Raw genomic sequence first — 16,927 nt, 5'->3', positions numbered from 1 at the left:
CCATTATTCATTATTATTTTTTAATATTATTTGAAATAACTATGTTCCATATAGTGCAATAATTCATCCTTATCTACAGGGTCTTGGGTTAAGCCCAAATATTTATCCGGGCGTATCAACACGGCAATACTCTGACTAATTGAAAAATGTTGGTGCATTTTTTTATTTTCATCAATAAACACTGATATATTATCAAAAGAAAGTAGTGTTTCAGATTGTGAAAGTACAATATGTGCTTTGAGCAATCCATTAAATCGTTGTTCTATTACTTTGGCGATTTCGATCAGAATGGTGGGTTGATTGCCAGTAGTTCCAGTAAACAACAGTAAATGATGCATTGTTCCTTGAGTAATTTGATGCAGTTCTTTCTTTTCTTGAGTCTGAACGTCAATTAAAGGGAAATTGTTAAGAAACTCACCTATTTTAAAATTTGTTTTTCTACCTAAGGTTTTTACTATAGAACTTTTGGAATAACTTACTGATAATTCAGCAAGATCATAAAGAATCGCCTTTTTAACAAAATCAAAGGAAGTAGCCATATGCATGATAAAATTACGTAAATAGATAAACATCGGATTTTTTATCATGATCATATAAGTCATTAATCCCGTCTTTTTTAATACGGCAGCAGCAATAGGATGGCGTTCGCTATGATAACTATCCAACAAGATATCTTTGGCAAACCCTTTATGGACTAGAGCCAATTTCCAAGACAAATTATAGATATCCTGCAACCCTGTATTTAGTCCTTGTCCACCCATGGGGCTATGGATATGAGCAGCATCTCCCGCAAAAAACACCCTCCCATAACGATATTTTTGGATTTGTTTGTGATCAATTCCAAATGGACTTATCCAAAGTGGATCTGATAAAGTTGCTTTATCAGAGCATCGTAGTTTAAAGGCTCGCTCTATATCCTCCATTGAGGGTGCTTCATGCATTATTCTCTCTGGTGCAGTCATAACAACGCGATAGCGTTTTTCACCCATTGGGAAACAAGCCAGAGGACCTTTATCACTGACATAAAGAATCAATTTATTTTCTGGTAATTCCCAATCAATCATTAAATCAGCAAGCCACCATGTTTGTTGAATAGAAGCACCTATGAATTCAGCATGAACAAGCTTTCTTAATGTGCTGTGTGAACCATCGCAAGCGATGACCCAGCTTGACTGAATAGTTTCGTTTTGCCCGTTTGCAAGTTTTAAAGTAGACACTACATGGTTAGATGTTTCCTCAACTGCAGTAAGCTCTGTCTGCCACTCTACATTAAGTCCTTTATCAATTAATCCTTTATAAAAAACTCGCTCTGTTTTATCTTGGGGAAGATCGATAAGAAAATTATGATCAGCATCAAGATTGGCAAAAGTTGCATCAATTAAGTTTTTCCCTTTAGATTTAAATAAAACGCCATCAACTTTGAGTCCTTTATCGATAATTTCATCAAGAAAGCCACAATCATCAAGAAGATCGAGCGTTCGAATATGAAGAGCCAATGCCTTGGACTTATCACTAAGTTGTGCCTTTTTATCAATTATTCGACAACTTAATCCTTGACGAGTTAATTCATTAGCACAAAATAAACCAACCGGTCCAGCACCCACTATAAGCACATCGAATAACTGATCAGACATATTCACTCCATGTTCATTAAGATTTTAAGATCTACACTGTGATCTCAATATTTAACTATCGTTGTTATTTCCTTTTTTATTATCATCGATCAAGTTCATTACTTTTTGCAGAAAAAATGGGCCTGGATCTTCTTTATCCGTTTGATAATTTGGATCCTTTTCAAGCCACAAAGGCGTATTTTTAAACTGTAAGTAATCATTATGCCCAATAACATATTTTATCTGCGGATATTTTCTTTTTAAATAACACACTAAAAATGCATTTGCTCTGGCCTGGGCTTCTGTTAAATCATCCTTACCATTAATACCACCCACGTTTTCAATGCCAATTGCATAATGGTTTAAGCCTATAACATGTCTCGCCATCCATTTTTCTGGCATGAGTTGATATATACTTCCATCACGGTCAACTAAAAAATGGCTCGAGACATTTAAACTCCCGGGCAATTCTTTAATGCGAGGGGAATTTTTTGGAAAAGTAGGGGGATTAAAAACACGGAAAGTTGCTTTAAATGTAGGGATACAAGTCCAATGCAATACTATCATTTTCGGTTCAATTTCAATTGATTTTGAGTCGATCCCATAATGGATTAATTGATATTGGCGCGTTAAGGCAATGCGCTCCTCATTAAATTGGATCGGTGCTTGATGAATTTTCTGTGGCGTATAACAGGAAAACGCGTGCACCTGGGTGCTGATAAGAAATAAACAGAATAAAAGTAATTTCATTTTATTTTTTTAATACCATAAAATAGGCAGTCACATAATTGGGTAAATGGCGTGTCGCACGATAAAATGCATCTTTGCCCGCATAGGTTCCTGCCAAAAAATCAACTTGATAAAGATTATTGGCAAATGCCCCTCCAGTATCGGCGAAAATACCTGCGCGTGTCACTATTTTTCCCTGCTGATTAGGATATTGCACCATAAGCAGCTTACCCAAACCAAATTGTTCAAGATCAGCCGCAAAAGTAACTTCCGGATTAACCGTAATTTTATGATCCGCGTCCTTTCCATAGCCTTTGATGCCGTCCACTTGCTTAAAATACCAATAGCGTTCTTGCTGATATGGGTTTTGTGCTTTATTGTAGGGAATATTGTTGCAACGATGGACATTAAATGTTTTTTCCTGATGCGAAGAATCATCAAAATCTGCGACTACAGTACCCTGCATTAAAGCTGCTTCTAAGTCATCTCGACTCAAATAAGCTAAATTGGGGACTTTTTTCTGAGTGAGCGCCCCCTTCAATATTGCCTGTTTTCCATATTGAAAACGAATCAATCCAGGTTTTGAATCTGCTTCTTCCAGAGTCAAAGACTCTTCATCTTGTGGCAACGCATAAAGTGCAAAGGGATGTCCGGGGGTTGGTTTGCTTGAAACTCGAGCACGATGAACGTAATATTTTGTCATTAAAATCTCATCCCTGGGTAAATGTGCCACCAGCGATTTACTCGACTTAAATAATTTAGCCTGCTCCATATCCGGATACCAACGTACAAAATCAAAATGCTTTTTGATAAATGCCGGATCATTCAGTTCATTTTGATGTTGGCAAATAAATATTAAAGTTGCTTTAACTTGTGCAAGGGATATTGGAAACACTTTTCCCTCATGAATGACATGGGGATCATAATTGCTGCCTTTATTTAAATAAGCCAGGGTTTCTTTGGCTGTTGCACACAAGGCAGGGCCATTAATTTCATAATGACGTGCAGGTAATGGTTCAGCGGGAACAAAATGAGGTGCAGCAATCACCTGCATACTCACAAATAAGAAGCATAAGAAGCTTTTTCTTTTCATATAGGGATACAAGCTTTCGTTGAAAAGCAAATAATACCATATTTGCGCCATTAAATTATAAAAATTAAAACGACTGTATCTTGCTTCCTTGTTTGGACTCAAGGTGATCCTATCACTTCGGTTGCTCTCGAATTTCCTCACTATCATAACCTTTGTCTGCAATGGTGTAATGAGATTCAGGGAATTTTTCAATGAGATCAGGGGCTGCTTTAGCAGCATGTACTTCACCTCCAGTCCATTGAAATTCAACTGGAACGCCACACGCGCATCAACTGCCATATGGATTTTTGTTGTGTTGCCAGCAACGGATTTCTCAATCGCTTGATGTTCATCTCCAACAGCACCTGAGCTCTGTTGATGCGCCCCAACGATACGGCCTTCAATAAATTCCCATTCAAGTTAAGGAGCATGTATGAGAACTTTAAAAATCTTCATCAACTTGTTTTTTGAGAGCCAACGATTGAATTGTTGCCAGATAGAACTCCAGAATCCCAATTCTATGGGTAGAGCTCGACAGGGACAGCCAACACGCATACGCTATCGCATTGCCCCAACAATCATACGCAGATTAGGTTTGTCATAATTCTGATGTTGTAGCATGAACTTATTTAGGTTTGACCACAGCTCCTCACTGAGCCTCCGTATCGCCATTGAAAACCCATTTTATAGTTGATATGACAATCGTTATATTATGAGGCTGCTCTTATTAATCAATCGATTAGTGTAATCTATTGGGTTCATTTTTTAATAGGACTATCTCCGGGATGCCGCGAACAAGTCGGCACGTAGACGGAGGGAATGAATGGTCAACACGCCTTAATAGAATGGATAAAATAAACTCTGCAAATAAATCATATCTCATTGCAACCCATCTGGGATCGATTTATTGTGAACCGATACTTATTTAAGATATTTTATGTACTATGGCTTCTACAAAATCAGATAAAAATTCACTCTCTAATAATACAATGATTGTATTTAACTTTCCTAATAGAAGCTCCTATCGTCGCATTACTGTGATTAATAATTATCCTTGGTATCAATCTACCGGTAAAAATTCTGGTTATGAAGGAACCTGGTTCTTTTTTGGAGGAATTTTAGAAACAAAAACTGACCATCATGCACGGGGTTGGCTTATTAAACCAAAATCATTAGCTGAAGAACGTTATAATCAAACCCGTTTTTTTGGTTCCAATATTTATCATTATGTGCATAAACATTCTATACACAAGTTAGTTAGTTTTTCACGTTTTGGTGATATCGAGAAAGCATGTATTTCTGCCTCCATCGGTGGAGGATTTTGGCGAACATCTAAAGGAAAACACTTGAAGGGTTATCTAAAGAAAACGTATTCCAGGTATTTTCTACCCCCAGAAATAATAAAGGATATACGCCAATTAGCCATGAGCACTGATTTAACAATTTATTCTGATCCCGAACAGGTAAACTTTTGGCTAAGAGAACAAGGCGTAACTACTTTAGGGGTATTGCATAATGAATCATTACTCATACGCCCTTAACTAAATAAAAATAATCAGGGTAATTCATAATTTATCCATTAAGAAGCTATTTTTCATCCATAGAATTTTGATCTTGCCATTTATCAAAAACATGTAAAAAGTTAGTGATTGCACGCTCTTCCATTCTTTTTTTAAGGTAAAAGACATTAAAATTAAGAATTATCTCTTTTGTATCAACATTTAGGATTTTTAATTGATTAGAAATCAATTTACTTGGTAAGACACTCCAACCTAAATTAAATTCTACCAGACTTTTAATCGCATCTAGCGTACTTATCTCTAAACTCACATTTAAGTTTAATTCTTTCTCATTAAAAGCATTTTCTACCTTATCTCGAATTACCCCGCTTTTTTGAGTAAAAATAGACGGATAGTTTACAAAATCTGCAAGCGATAATACCCTATTGATTTGAGATAATTCATGTTTTTTGTTTGCCACATAATAATATTTTTCTTGCCATAGTTGAGTTGCAATAATTTTTGAAGGAAGATCACGTTCAGGGCTAATGACAAGATCAACTGTCCCTCTATTCAAATAATCTTCTATATCGTGTTCTGCCATTGTTCTTATGTGAATTATGAGCGAAGAATCTATTGTATTCAGATAACTAAGGAAACTCGGCAAGATATAATGGGAAACAAACACTGTAGCCCCAACAACTATATGGTGTTGCAACATTTGAGCATCGTCTTTAAACGATTTTATTGCGCTGTTATATGCCGCTAACATTTGTCTTGCATAGGGAACAAAATGACTTGCCGCTTCTGTCAATGTAATTTTTGAGCCCTCAACAATAAATAAACGTACGCCCAACTCATTTTCCATTTTTTGAATACGCTTACTCATTGCTGATTGAGTAATATGAACTCTCTTAGCCGCAAGCGTGAAGGAGCGGAATTCAATGACCGCAAGAAATGACTTTATTTCAACTATATCCATATTTTTATAACCATTTATTTTAAATTATAGCGTCAATTATTAAACTTTCTCTTCGAAGTTTATCACTACTAACCTTTTTTACTAAATATTAACTTAAGGAACCATGATTTAAATGAATACCCTATGCTAAACTGGAATTAAAATATCATAATAACTTTATTTTTAGATGCTATGATTTAAATATGAACAAACACTGAGAATAAATTATGTCTGTAAAACACGTGAATGAACCGAATCAATCTAGTGACTTACGTAGCAAAAAATCTTGCGGAGCAGCAATCCAAATACAAGGTATCCAAGAAATCCAAGTAATTGAGCAGTCAATTTCTTAAATAGTTTTGGGAGGGGATGTTGGTCATGGTGCCATTTAAATTGAAACCATCTGTTAACGACACAACATATCAATGGATTGAAGAATATAGTGGTAAATTAAATTGAGGAGAGAAAAGTGAAAAATAAAGTCATTAGTAAATCAAATTATAAACAATGGTTATCCAGTATTGTTTGTTTGGGGGTCTTGGCTTTAGTCAGTCAAAATGCAGCTGCAGGTGATATGAGTGTAGGTGCCATGGCATCACAAATTACCTCATCATTTACAAACCTGACTAAACTAATAACTGCTGGATCTTATCTAGCTGGTTTAGCGTTTTCTATTGGTGCGATTATGAAATTTAAACAGCACAAAGATAACCCGACCCAAATTCCAATTGGAACACCAATTGCTTTAGTTTTTATCTCCGCTGCTTTATTGTTCCTGCCTTCTATTTTAGGAATCACCGGAACAACCATGTTCGGCTCAAGTGGAGGTGAAACTGCCGGTCCTACTGGTACTGTTTATACTAGTGGCTAGAAATAACTTATATACATCCCTGGGGGCGAATTTCAAAAAACCTCGTTCAAACGAACGAGGTTTTTTAATAGATACAATAAGTTCGGCCTAACAAATAACGTAATTTTTTATTGTCAGCAAGGACCTTGGCACATAAAGATAAATCAACGAAACCGGGTGGCGCTAAAAGGTAATGGATCTACTATTAAATCTTCGCCAGTCATCATCTCAGCAAGCAAACGCCCAGTAACAGGCCCCAACGTTAAACCATGATGTCCATGTCCGAAGGCAAACCAAAGACCATTATGACGTGGCGCTTGACCGATAATTGGAAGCATGTCTGGGGTACATGGCCTGCATCCCATCCAAGGAAATTTATCAAGTCGTTCGGTGATGGGGAAAAGTGTTCGTGCAACAGGCTCTACTTGATTTAGTTGTACTGGAGTTTTTTGCGAATCTCGTCGTGCAAATTCAACCCCTGTAGTTAAGCGAACGCCACGCACCATGGGTGCGATAAGATAACCCCTTTCAAAATCAAGTACTGGATGAATAAGTCTTGCATTCTCTTTCACGCCATAATGCATATGATAGCCACGCTTAACTGCTAATGGAAAATGATATCCAAAGCGAGAACATAGAACGTCTGACCAAGGTCCTAAAGCGATTACCACAGAATTACTATTAATTTGTCCCCGCTCCGTTTTAATTGTCCATTGCCCCGATAAGGTAAGCGCATCCCCAAAGAAAAAATGACCGCCAAGGCGCTCAAAATAACGAGCATACGCAGTAACCAAGGCACCTGGATCATTGACTGCTTCAGACTCCGTATAATGAAGAGCTCCCAACAAAGAAGGATCAAGATCCGGTTCAGCATGGTGTAATAAAGCAGTATCCATCACTTTAAATTGGATACCAAATTCAGCCCGGCATTTTTCAGCAAAACTTATTTCTGCTTCTTGCTTTTTCACTGTCCTAAATACCTTAAGCCACCCCCCTGAACGCAATAAATGCCTGACTCCAGCTGCTTCAGCGAGAAAATGATGCTCCTTGACACTCTGTTGAATCAAAGTTGCATAAGAACGAGCTATTTCTGCGTGTCGTGATGAATGCGAATGAAACCAATATTTCCACAAAAAAGGAGTAAGTCTTAATATCGATGCAAAGTGATACCTTACCTCCGGCGAACAATTCAAAGCATATTTCATTAGGGAAGTGATATCCCTTGGAAATGCATAGGGATATACTCCTTCACGTTGAATTAATCCCGCATTACCAAATGACGTTTCACTTCCTGGTGAGGTCAAATCCACCAATGCTACCTCACGACCTCTCATTTGCAAATGAATTGCAATCGATATGCCAATAATTCCACCGCCAAGTACAACAGTATCAAATTTCATAAGACATAATCTCCCCTTTCAACGAAGGAAGTAGAAGAAGCATTTTTCTGTATTTTTAACCCATGAGCTTACCAATCAATAAATTATTTAATAAGACGAAAGTAATAGCTCCTTGTTTTTCATATATCTTAGGTTAAAACCATTTACGTTTATTATTTTGAGAACAAATTTGAATGAAATACTATACTGTCAAGAAAGTATATTCAAATTAGATTTGTTCCTTCTTTATTTTTTTCAGGAGTGGCTTTTATGGCGCATCGTACCTCCAGCGAAGAGTCAAATCCAGACGTTGAAGAATTCAGACAGCAAATATCTCGAATCCTCGATATCACGAACTTTTCACAACATTATTCTTTCTCTAACCTATGGCGCCCACCAACAGATGTCTATGAAACGGATGGGGCTGTAATTGTAAAAACTGAAATCACCGGGGTAAAACTTGATGATTTTAATATTTAATTTGTGGATCAGATTTTAACAATCCAAGGGACAAGATTAGATACTGGAGCCAAATTAAATTATCATTGTCTTGAGATTCCCTATGGTAATTTCCAGATACAAATATTCATAAAAGGATTATATGGCTTAGATTACATTACAGTAAATTATAAAGAGGGTTATTTATATGTAATTCTCCCTAAATCTAAAAAACAGGATGCCTCAATTAGCTCAATCGATTCATAATAAATACCCTGGTCGCTCATCAAGAACTTTTTTAGTTAATTTAAAATATAAAATAAAATAATATTAGCTAAAATTTGTCCAATAATTATCCTAAAATCCAATAATAGAGGAGAATAAATAAGGGGTCTCTATGGAGATTCAAGCAAACAAAGGAACAGAACAACATCCGAAGGAACTTAGCATCCCCTCCGAATTACCTATTTTAGCATTGCGTGGCGCCGTTATCTATCCTATGACAGTTATGCCACTTAATGTAGGGCAGTGGCGCTCCATTAAACTCGCCCACGACGTAACAATTAGTACTTCTCGGTTCATAGGAATTGTGGCTGTTAAAAATAATACATTCGATGAACCAAGCCCTGTCGATATCTATACGATTGGCACTGCCTCAGTAATACACCGACTCATCCACTTATCAGACAACTCCGTGCAATTGATCGTACGAGGAATAGAAAAAATTTGTATTAAAGAATTTACTTCCGTTGAACCTTATTTTAAAGCCCGTATTGAACTTGTAAGTGAACAATATACAAAAAACAAACAAATTGAGGCCTTGATGCGAAATACTATTGAATTATTGCGTCATTTAATTTCATTAACACCGCATTTATCCGAAGATTTGTTAACCCTCGCACTTAATACAAATGATCCTCGCCAACTTGTATATCTTGCTGCGGCGAGTTTTAGATTGGAATTAAAAGACGCTCAGGAATTATTGGAGTTGGACAAGGTCGAGGATAAGCTTATAAAACTCAATATGTTTTTAACCAGAGAGGTAGAAATTATTGAGTTAGGAAAAAAAATCCAATCCCAAGCACAAAATGAACTCGATAAAACAGAACGCTATTTCATGCTTAGGGAGCAACTCAAACAGATAAAAAAAGAACTGGGTGAAGAAGACGAACAGGTTCTTGAAATCAGGGAATATGAAAATAAAATTACCCAGGCACAAATGTCGGAGGAAGCCGAAAAAGTAGCAATACATGAACTCAATCGAATGAAGACTATGCCAACCTCTGCTGCCGAATATCAAGTAATTAAAACCTATTTGGATTGGTTCGTGGAATTACCCTGGAATAAAGCCACTGAAGATAATCTTGATATCGACAGTGCAAGAAGAATACTGGATGAAGATCATTATGATTTGAAAAAAGTGAAAGAGCGAATACTCGAATTTCTGGCGGTGCATAAACTTCGCCTTGAGCGTAACGATAAATCATATGCCGGCTCTATTCTTTGCTTTATTGGCCCCCCCGGCGTAGGTAAAACTTCTCTGGGACAATCTATTGCACGAGCACTTGGTCGGAAGTTTATCAGATTCTCATTAGGCGGAGTACATGATGAAGGAGAAATTCGCGGACATCGACGTACTTATATTGGGGCTTTACCTGGCAGGATTATTCAGTCCATTAAGCGGGTCGAATCATGTAATCCCGTAATGATCCTTGATGAAATAGATAAAGTTGGAGCTGATTTTCGTGGCGACCCTTCATCGGCCTTACTTGAAGTTCTGGATCCGGCACAAAATAAAACTTTTTCTGATCATTATCTCGATGTGGATTTTGATTTGTCCCAGGTCATTTTCATTTGTACAGCGAATCAAATTGATCCCATTCAGCCAGCGCTACGTGACCGTATGGAAATTATTACTCTTCCTGGTTATACCGATGATGAAAAGTTACATATCGCAATAAATTATCTTATCCCTCGCCAGATTAAGGAAAATGGTTTAATACCAGAAGAGATTCAATTTGAACATAATGCGATCCTTTTAATGTCTCATGATTATACACGTGAGGCAGGTGTCCGCAATCTGGAACGGGAAATTGGAGCCATTTGTCGCAAAGTGGCAACACTTATTGCAGAGAAGAAAGTCAAATCGACCACCATCACACAAGATAAGGTGATAGAGTTACTTGGTAAACCCAAGTATTATTCTGAAATTGCGGAACGCACCACGATTCCAGGTGTTGCAATCGGTCTTGCAGTAACAGTAGGCGGCGGCGATATTTTATTTATTGAAGCAACCAAAATGCCAGGCGCCAAAGTTTTTACAGTGACTGGCCAATTGGGTACCATGATGAAAGAATCTGCTCAAGCTGCCCTTTCTTATGTTCGAGCCAAAGCACATCAACTGGGAATAAAGGATAAGGTTTTTGAAAAATGCGATATCCATCTTCATATACCAGAAGGGGCGATCCCCAAGGATGGCCCTAGTGCAGGTGTTACGATGGCAACAGCACTGGCTTCCTTGATGACCAATCGTTTAATCAAAAGCGATGTTGGAATGACAGGAGAAATCACGTTAAGAGGACGAGTACTCCCTGTTGGCGGTATTAAAGAAAAAGTTCTTGCTGCTCATCGAGCTGGATTAAAAACAGTAATTCTTCCTAAACGTAATGATAAAGACTTGGAGGATTTACCTGATAAAGTCCATAAAGAAATGAAATTTATCTTTGCAAAAAATGTCAGCGAGGTATTTGATGCGGCATTATGTCCAGCAAACAAGAATGATGAATGTGCGCAACAGTAATATTTTTGCTATTTAATCCACTCATTCACTCATACCCCATTTGCTGTTGAGTCCTTTCATGGTAGAATAATAATTGTACATTAGGGGTGCCTGTTTCACTATTTTGGCTGAGAGGATCCACCAACCCTTTGAACCTGATCTCATTAGTCTGAGCGGAGGAAAATGTGTCTATTGTTATGCTTTCAGGTGTTGTTGCTTTTATTACTTCTTTTATTGGTTTATTGCCACAAATTGTAAAATCTTTAAAAACTCAATCAACTCAAGACCTTTCTATGATGATGTTGATTAATTACCTGGTCTGTTCTTTGGCATGGATTATTTATGGAAGCAGTACGAATTCCTTTTTTGTAATCAGTTCAAACGTAGTTGGCTTGCTTATCAGTTTGCTGCTCATTCTACTAAAACGACATTATGATGCCCGATGTAATTAACTTGAAAGGGTATCGCTCCATTTTATGCCTTAACGGTGATTTGCCTAAGCCCGATTTTTTTATCGCGAGGAATTTGCCCATCATTGCTGCTGACGGAGCAGCAAACCGTTTATTGGAGTTAAATGTTCATCCCCAATTAATTATTGGAGATTTAGATTCCATCCACACTCCTATTTTAGAAAGCTATCCTTACCTGCATTTGCCTGATCAAGCAAGTAGTGATTATCAAAAAGCCATGCAGTACTTAAGCGATAATAACTTACTACCCGCCATTATTGTTGGAGTAAACGGTGGCTTTTTGGATCATATACTAAATAACATTAATATCTTTATGGCAACAGATTGCCTTTTGTATTCACCACCGATCAGGGGCTTTGTGCTCAAAGAACAGTCCTCACAAAATTTTTTATTACCTGTGCACACAAAAATTTCGTTAATAGGGATGCCAACAGCCATTCTTTCTTCCCATGGTTTGCAATGGGAACTTCAAGACACACACCTTTCATTTCCAGGTACAACCTCATGTTTTAATCGCACACGATTGTCAGAAGTTATTTTAGAAGCACATCAAGGAGCAGTATTGGTCTTAATTTATGAGCAAATGATCAAAGATGCAGGGGTTTTGAAAGAATCCCTGCAATAAATCAACTCCAAGTGGATACTTAACTTTCTAACAGGCAAGCCCTTCAAGCTCTTCCTCAAGGTTTACTTTTCAAGCATTGTCTGATGTTCATGGAGCATAGCGATGTGTCGTAAGTCTAACCTGGCGATTATTTTCATCATGGTTGTATTATTAATTTTTCTTTGTTTTCTTAGAGTACGTAATTCTTGATGGGCTCCCTCTAAAGCCGCAAACCGTAATTGCCGCTCAAAAGTTAAAGCAGAAATGCTTTCCAACTTTTCACTTTCTGTTCCATGATTCGATATGATAAATTGATTAAAAGTATCCATGAGCTTATGTGCCACCTGGTGGCAAAGTTCCTTTTCTTTTTCGCTGACCTCATCGGATAATACTTTCATTTTGGCTTTAATCGCTTCCATTGCCGCAAGGGTTAATGCAATAACGGCTTCCTTTTCCTCGTCTTGACTTGGTTTATGGATGAGTTTTTTCAAACTAGGGGTAATTAAAGGCAAAATAATGCTACTTATTAATAGGGAACAAAGAACAACGCCTATAACAAGAATAATGAGTAAGTGCCGCGCTGGAAAAGCACTCCCATCATGCAGATAATGGGGTACTGATAAAATTGCAGCCAGGGCGATAGCACCTCGCACCCCTCCTAAGGAGATTGTACTGATTATTTTTAAACTCGGAAAATGCCAGGAAGTTTGATTACGCTTGGAAATTAAAGCCTCAAAAGGCAAGGTTAAATAAATCCATAGGGTACGCAACAATATTAATGTCATCGTGATAATCACTGCAATTATAATGCACTCTGATAGACTGTAGCCTGTGTCTGCAAGTAATTTGATGGACTTAGGTAAATACAATCCCAAAAGGATAAAAATAATCCCATTTAGGGTGATGTCCAAAACACCCCAGACAAAATGCCCTTCAATACGCATTGTGGCTAATGTCCTGTCCAAAAAACCAGCCCTATCAATAGTAAAACCTGCGGAAACAGCAGCTAATATTCCTGAAAATCCTAGTTTTTCAGCAGCAAGATAGACAGTAAAAGGGAGTAGTAACAATAATAAATTTTCAGTTGTCGTTTCATGCCCGCTGTTATGAGTTAATTTTCCAAGTATTGAAATAAACGCATAGGTAAGGACTGCCCCAACAGCCATACCACCTAAACCAACTAATATAAGGCTAAATATGGCGCTTTTGAATGAAAAAACACCAGTTAACATCGCAGCAACAGCTAATTTAAATGAGACCAAACCAGAAGCATCATTCAAGAGGGCTTCGCCCTGGAGTATATGCATAATTCGTTCAGGGATACGCACACCTTTAGTCATTGATCTAAGTGCCACAGCATCTGTTGGAGAAAGTGCCGCAGCCAATGCAAAAGCAGCAGGCAATGGTATAACAGGAACTAACCAATGTACTAAGTAGCCAACTCCCGCGACCGTAAAAAAAACTAATCCAATAGACAAGGTTACGATGGGTCTCGTATAAAGCAAAAACTCGCGTTTAGGAAAATGCCAGCTGTCATTAAATAGTAAAGGAGGAATAAACAACAGCATAAATAGTTCGGGATTCAATTTCACATGGATATTGGGCAATAAAAAGGCTATAACACTCCCCAACACTATTTGAAGTAATGGTAGTGGCAACTTAGGAACAATACGTGTAATGACCCCAGATAATACTGTTAAAAAAAGTAGAATTAAGCAAAATAAGGCACCTTCCATACTTCTCGTCGCTCCTAAAAGATCATTGAGCTTATAAAACCTAGGAATTCATAACCGCTATAATTACTTGATTACGTTACATAATATACAGCAGCCCTTTCTCCTTGGTTGAGTTAAGCTCATATTTTACATTATCTTAGCAAAGATTCTATTTAAACAGGCTGTAACCAGATTTTCAAGCAAATAGCAGAACAACATCCAGTGATTAGAAGATCTTCATTGAAATTATTTTAACCATACTTAAGGTTTTCTTAATAATATGTCTTTATATTACCCAAAAATCTTACCGTGGAGATGCCTAAATGAAATTCAAAAACTCAGTATTAGAAGAGAGCTACAATGAATATTGGAATAAGCATATTGTTGTATTAGATAACACCATTCGCACTATTTCATTAGGTTTTAGCCTATTTCACAATAATGATCATGTTCCTGGCTTAATTGAAAAATATTACCGGGGCATACAGAATATTTTATCGAAACTGGGGCATCAAACCAGCATATTTGAAGATATCGAGTATGTTCAAAATTATAAAAAAGATGTTATTAATCAATCAATTGAAGATTTAAGTTTATATGCATGCATCTTTCCTGAATATGCAAGCATTTGTGAAAAATATAAAGAAACCATAAACTCTTCGTTAGGCGATCAAGAAAAAGTAAATCATAGAACCCCCAATACGCCTTTCTGATTCAAAACGTTTTTTCCTATAAATAAACCCGCATTAATTGAAACTAATGCGGGTTTATTTACTTTAGATTTTAATGTTATAGTTAATATGAGTGAATCGATATAAAAGAAAACATGCAAAAAATTACAATTTATCATAATCCTCGTTGCTCTAAATCAAGAAAAGCGTTGGAATTACTTCAAAATAAGGGAATTTCACCTGTCATTATTGAATATCTTAAAACACCATTAGACATGGAACAATTGAAAGTGTTACGAGCCCACTTTGCCCTTAAAGACTTTGTACGCGTCAATGAATCCATTTTTAAAGAATTGGGACTCTCATTGGATAACGAAAAGGGTGTGCTACAAGCAATGTTGAAAGAACCCATTTTAATGCAACGACCCATTATCACCTTTAAAAACAAAGCAGTAATAGGCCGCCCCCCTGAAAAAGTTCTGGAACTCCTTGATTAAGGATCATTAACGATTTCAAATTTAATTCCACAGCGATTGTAATTACCCGTATATTGTTTCTATCTACAAACGCTTATCAAAACTAACATAAGGCCACTTCATCCATCGAACTTGATGTATTATGGTTGACCCAATGAATAAATAAAAATGACTCTCTTGCCTACAGAGTAACGCACAAAAGAAATTAAATAACGAATATATATTTGCAAAAACCACAAAATGATCATAAAATATACAACTCTGTAGCTTAACAACGCAAAGCGTGAATCAAAAATACGCTTTGAATTGTAATTTCATAGTTTAGTTTAAGGAAATTTTATGCGACTAAATATATCAATTTTGTCATTAAGTGAAATGCTTACCGCCATAACATCCATCCCAAGAAATGAGCGTTTTCTTGATTTAGGTGGAAATGAACTCAATTTAGCATCACCAAAAGATCTTTCTTTGGCAATCTCGAAAATACCCGACGGCATCATATCACTTGATTTAAGCAACAATGATTTTGGACATCAACACTACAAATCGCTAACTAAAGTACTTCAAAGCATTCCAGAAACAGTAGATGAACTTCATTTGCATATGAATAAGCTTAAACTTCATAAAAATGGAGGCTTGGTACAAGTGCTCCATTCATTACATGCACACTTGTCAGCCTTGAACTTAAGCCATAATGACCTGGGCCTATGTGCAACCCTCGAACTTATTAATGCACTTAAAGCGTTAAAATCCCCACTTACTTCAATGCAATTGTCCTGGAATAAATTAGGCGACAAAACAACAGATGAATTATCAGAAATTTTCAAGGCGTTACCAACAACATTAACTACTCTGGATTTAAGTTATAATGGCCTTGATAAGTTAAGTCTGTTTGAATTGTCATCAGTATTAAAAAATATACCTGAAACAGTTACTTGCCTTGATTTAAGCGGTCATGGTTTTGAGACAAAAACAGATATGAAAAAAACCGAATTCCTAGAGAGCCTTCCCATAAATGTAAAACGATTAAAATTGAGTAGAGACATAACCATTGAGCTTGAATCTGAAAAATTAAAAGAACCAAAGGCTCGCGTACACAGTTTTTTCTCTCAATTTAGTGATTCGCCAACAGATCCCAAGCAAGACCAATCGCTGGGGTTTGCCGCTACAGAACCATTTGCTGGTCTATGTCGCTAAAAATAACGCCATCCTGATTAGGAATATAATATGTCCTAACTATATGCCTCGTTTCCGAGATTAAAGGCTCGGAAACGAGCTCCCGCTGGCAATTCGCTCTATTGAGCCTAAGCAGTAAACCGCTGCATACTCAAGCATTTTGGCCTGATGTTATAAATACGTAATTTAACTTGTTCATTTTGCATATCCATTCATTTTTCAAAAATTTTTATCCATATAGAATTAATAAAGAGCACTTAATATTTAATTAACATTTGTTGGTTATAATGGCTACACATAGTTCAATTTTTGAGTTTATGATTATGCAGACTAAATACGACACACAAATTAAACCGATAGAATACCTGGGTGGGGTAATGGATGAAGAAACAAGACCACTTCTAAAATCCTACATCGACCAACTCGAGGAGGGGGAAGCAGCATTGGTGGTATTTCGTCTTTTAGAAGGTGATAGTCCTGATGCACTCCTGGAAT

The 16,927-nt window shown here is 36.9% G+C and carries 16 protein-coding genes, 1 pseudogene and 1 riboswitch; of the genes and pseudogenes, 10 read left to right on the top strand and 7 right to left on the bottom strand.

Annotated features, from left to right (window positions below; genetic code table 11):
• Positions 1–26: 26 nt before the first annotated feature.
• The 4 genes and pseudogenes from EKG34_RS13985 to EKG34_RS18665 all read right to left on the bottom strand — a co-directional run.
• Complete coding sequence (locus EKG34_RS13985; RefSeq protein ID WP_003634594.1) at positions 27–1,634, bottom strand: FAD-dependent monooxygenase; 1,608 nt, start codon at positions 1,632–1,634, stop codon at positions 27–29.
• 51 nt (positions 1,635–1,685) lie between these two features.
• Entirely contained in the window at positions 1,686–2,363 is a 678-nt protein-coding gene (locus tag EKG34_RS13980) for an N-acetylmuramoyl-L-alanine amidase (RefSeq protein ID WP_003634592.1), read from the bottom strand.
• Position 2,364: 1 nt separating this feature from the next.
• Positions 2,365–3,435, bottom strand: a complete 1,071-nt coding sequence (locus EKG34_RS13975; protein WP_012979481.1) for a hypothetical protein — start codon at positions 3,433–3,435, stop codon at positions 2,365–2,367.
• Positions 3,436–3,556: 121 nt separating this feature from the next.
• Positions 3,557–4,086 (bottom strand): annotated as a pseudogene (locus EKG34_RS18665) (IS5 family transposase); the annotation flags it as partial.
• A gap of 272 nt (positions 4,087–4,358) precedes the next feature.
• Between EKG34_RS18665 and EKG34_RS13960 the strand changes: the two are divergent.
• Positions 4,359–4,955 carry a hypothetical protein gene (locus EKG34_RS13960; RefSeq protein WP_003634587.1) on the top strand — a complete coding sequence of 199 codons (597 nt, stop codon included), beginning with the start codon at positions 4,359–4,361 and terminating at the stop codon, positions 4,953–4,955.
• 46 nt (positions 4,956–5,001) lie between these two features.
• On the opposite strand, the gene EKG34_RS13955 is transcribed toward EKG34_RS13960, so the two are convergent.
• Entirely contained in the window at positions 5,002–5,895 is an 894-nt protein-coding gene (locus EKG34_RS13955; RefSeq protein ID WP_003634585.1) for a LysR family transcriptional regulator, read from the bottom strand.
• A 206-nt stretch (positions 5,896–6,101) separates the two neighbouring features.
• On the opposite strand from EKG34_RS13955, the gene EKG34_RS18865 reads away from it, so the two are divergent.
• Both EKG34_RS18865 and EKG34_RS13950 read left to right on the top strand, forming a co-directional pair.
• Entirely contained in the window at positions 6,102–6,227 is a 126-nt protein-coding gene (locus tag EKG34_RS18865; RefSeq protein WP_003634583.1) for a hypothetical protein, read from the top strand.
• Positions 6,228–6,343: 116 nt separating this feature from the next.
• Positions 6,344–6,745, top strand: coding sequence for a hypothetical protein (locus EKG34_RS13950; protein ID WP_003634582.1), 402 nt, complete (start codon positions 6,344–6,346; stop codon positions 6,743–6,745).
• A 143-nt stretch (positions 6,746–6,888) separates the two neighbouring features.
• Here EKG34_RS13950 and EKG34_RS13945 read toward each other — a convergent pair whose 3' ends face one another.
• On the bottom strand, positions 6,889–8,124 hold the full coding sequence (locus EKG34_RS13945; protein ID WP_003634580.1) for an NAD(P)/FAD-dependent oxidoreductase: 1,236 nt from the start codon (positions 8,122–8,124) through the stop codon (positions 6,889–6,891).
• 249 nt (positions 8,125–8,373) lie between these two features.
• On the opposite strand from EKG34_RS13945, the gene EKG34_RS13940 reads away from it, so the two are divergent.
• The 4 genes from EKG34_RS13940 (at position 8,374) to EKG34_RS13925 (ending at position 12,415) form a co-directional block, all read left to right on the top strand.
• Positions 8,374–8,583: a hypothetical protein gene (locus EKG34_RS13940; protein WP_003634578.1), complete on the top strand. Its 210-nt coding sequence runs from the start codon at positions 8,374–8,376 to the stop codon at positions 8,581–8,583.
• A gap of 355 nt (positions 8,584–8,938) precedes the next feature.
• Positions 8,939–11,341 (top strand): endopeptidase La, encoded by a 2,403-nt coding sequence (gene lon / locus EKG34_RS13935; protein WP_003634576.1) that lies wholly within the window; start codon positions 8,939–8,941, stop codon positions 11,339–11,341.
• A 72-nt stretch (positions 11,342–11,413) separates the two neighbouring features.
• Positions 11,414–11,519, top strand: a riboswitch (TPP riboswitch).
• A complete protein-coding gene (locus tag EKG34_RS13930; protein WP_012979482.1) occupies positions 11,506–11,772 on the top strand; it encodes a SemiSWEET family sugar transporter in 267 nt (88 codons plus the stop codon). It overlaps the preceding riboswitch by 14 nt.
• A complete protein-coding gene (locus EKG34_RS13925; protein WP_003634573.1) occupies positions 11,756–12,415 on the top strand; it encodes a thiamine diphosphokinase in 660 nt (219 codons plus the stop codon). The genes EKG34_RS13930 and EKG34_RS13925 overlap by 17 nt, the downstream gene beginning before the upstream one ends.
• Before the next feature lie 62 nt (positions 12,416–12,477).
• Here the strand turns inward: EKG34_RS13925 and EKG34_RS13920 are convergent, their stop codons facing one another.
• Positions 12,478–14,130: a Na+/H+ antiporter gene (locus EKG34_RS13920; RefSeq protein ID WP_003634572.1), complete on the bottom strand. Its 1,653-nt coding sequence runs from the start codon at positions 14,128–14,130 to the stop codon at positions 12,478–12,480.
• A 302-nt stretch (positions 14,131–14,432) separates the two neighbouring features.
• Here EKG34_RS13920 and EKG34_RS13915 point away from each other — a divergent pair, with 302 nt between their 5' ends.
• The 3 genes from EKG34_RS13915 (at position 14,433) to EKG34_RS13905 (ending at position 16,453) form a co-directional block, all read left to right on the top strand.
• Entirely contained in the window at positions 14,433–14,822 is a 390-nt protein-coding gene (locus EKG34_RS13915; protein WP_003634570.1) for a hypothetical protein, read from the top strand.
• Between the two features lie 113 nt (positions 14,823–14,935).
• Entirely contained in the window at positions 14,936–15,277 is a 342-nt protein-coding gene (gene arsC, locus EKG34_RS13910; RefSeq protein WP_003634568.1) for an arsenate reductase (glutaredoxin), read from the top strand.
• Between the two features lie 318 nt (positions 15,278–15,595).
• Positions 15,596–16,453, top strand: coding sequence for a leucine-rich repeat domain-containing protein (locus EKG34_RS13905; RefSeq protein WP_003634565.1), 858 nt, complete (start codon positions 15,596–15,598; stop codon positions 16,451–16,453).
• Positions 16,454–16,927 lie beyond the last annotated feature (474 nt).

Source organism: Legionella longbeachae (assembly GCF_004283175.1).
GTDB classification, from domain to species: Bacteria; Pseudomonadota; Gammaproteobacteria; order Legionellales; family Legionellaceae; genus Legionella; species Legionella longbeachae.
This window is presented reverse-complemented; position numbering and strand designations above follow the sequence as displayed.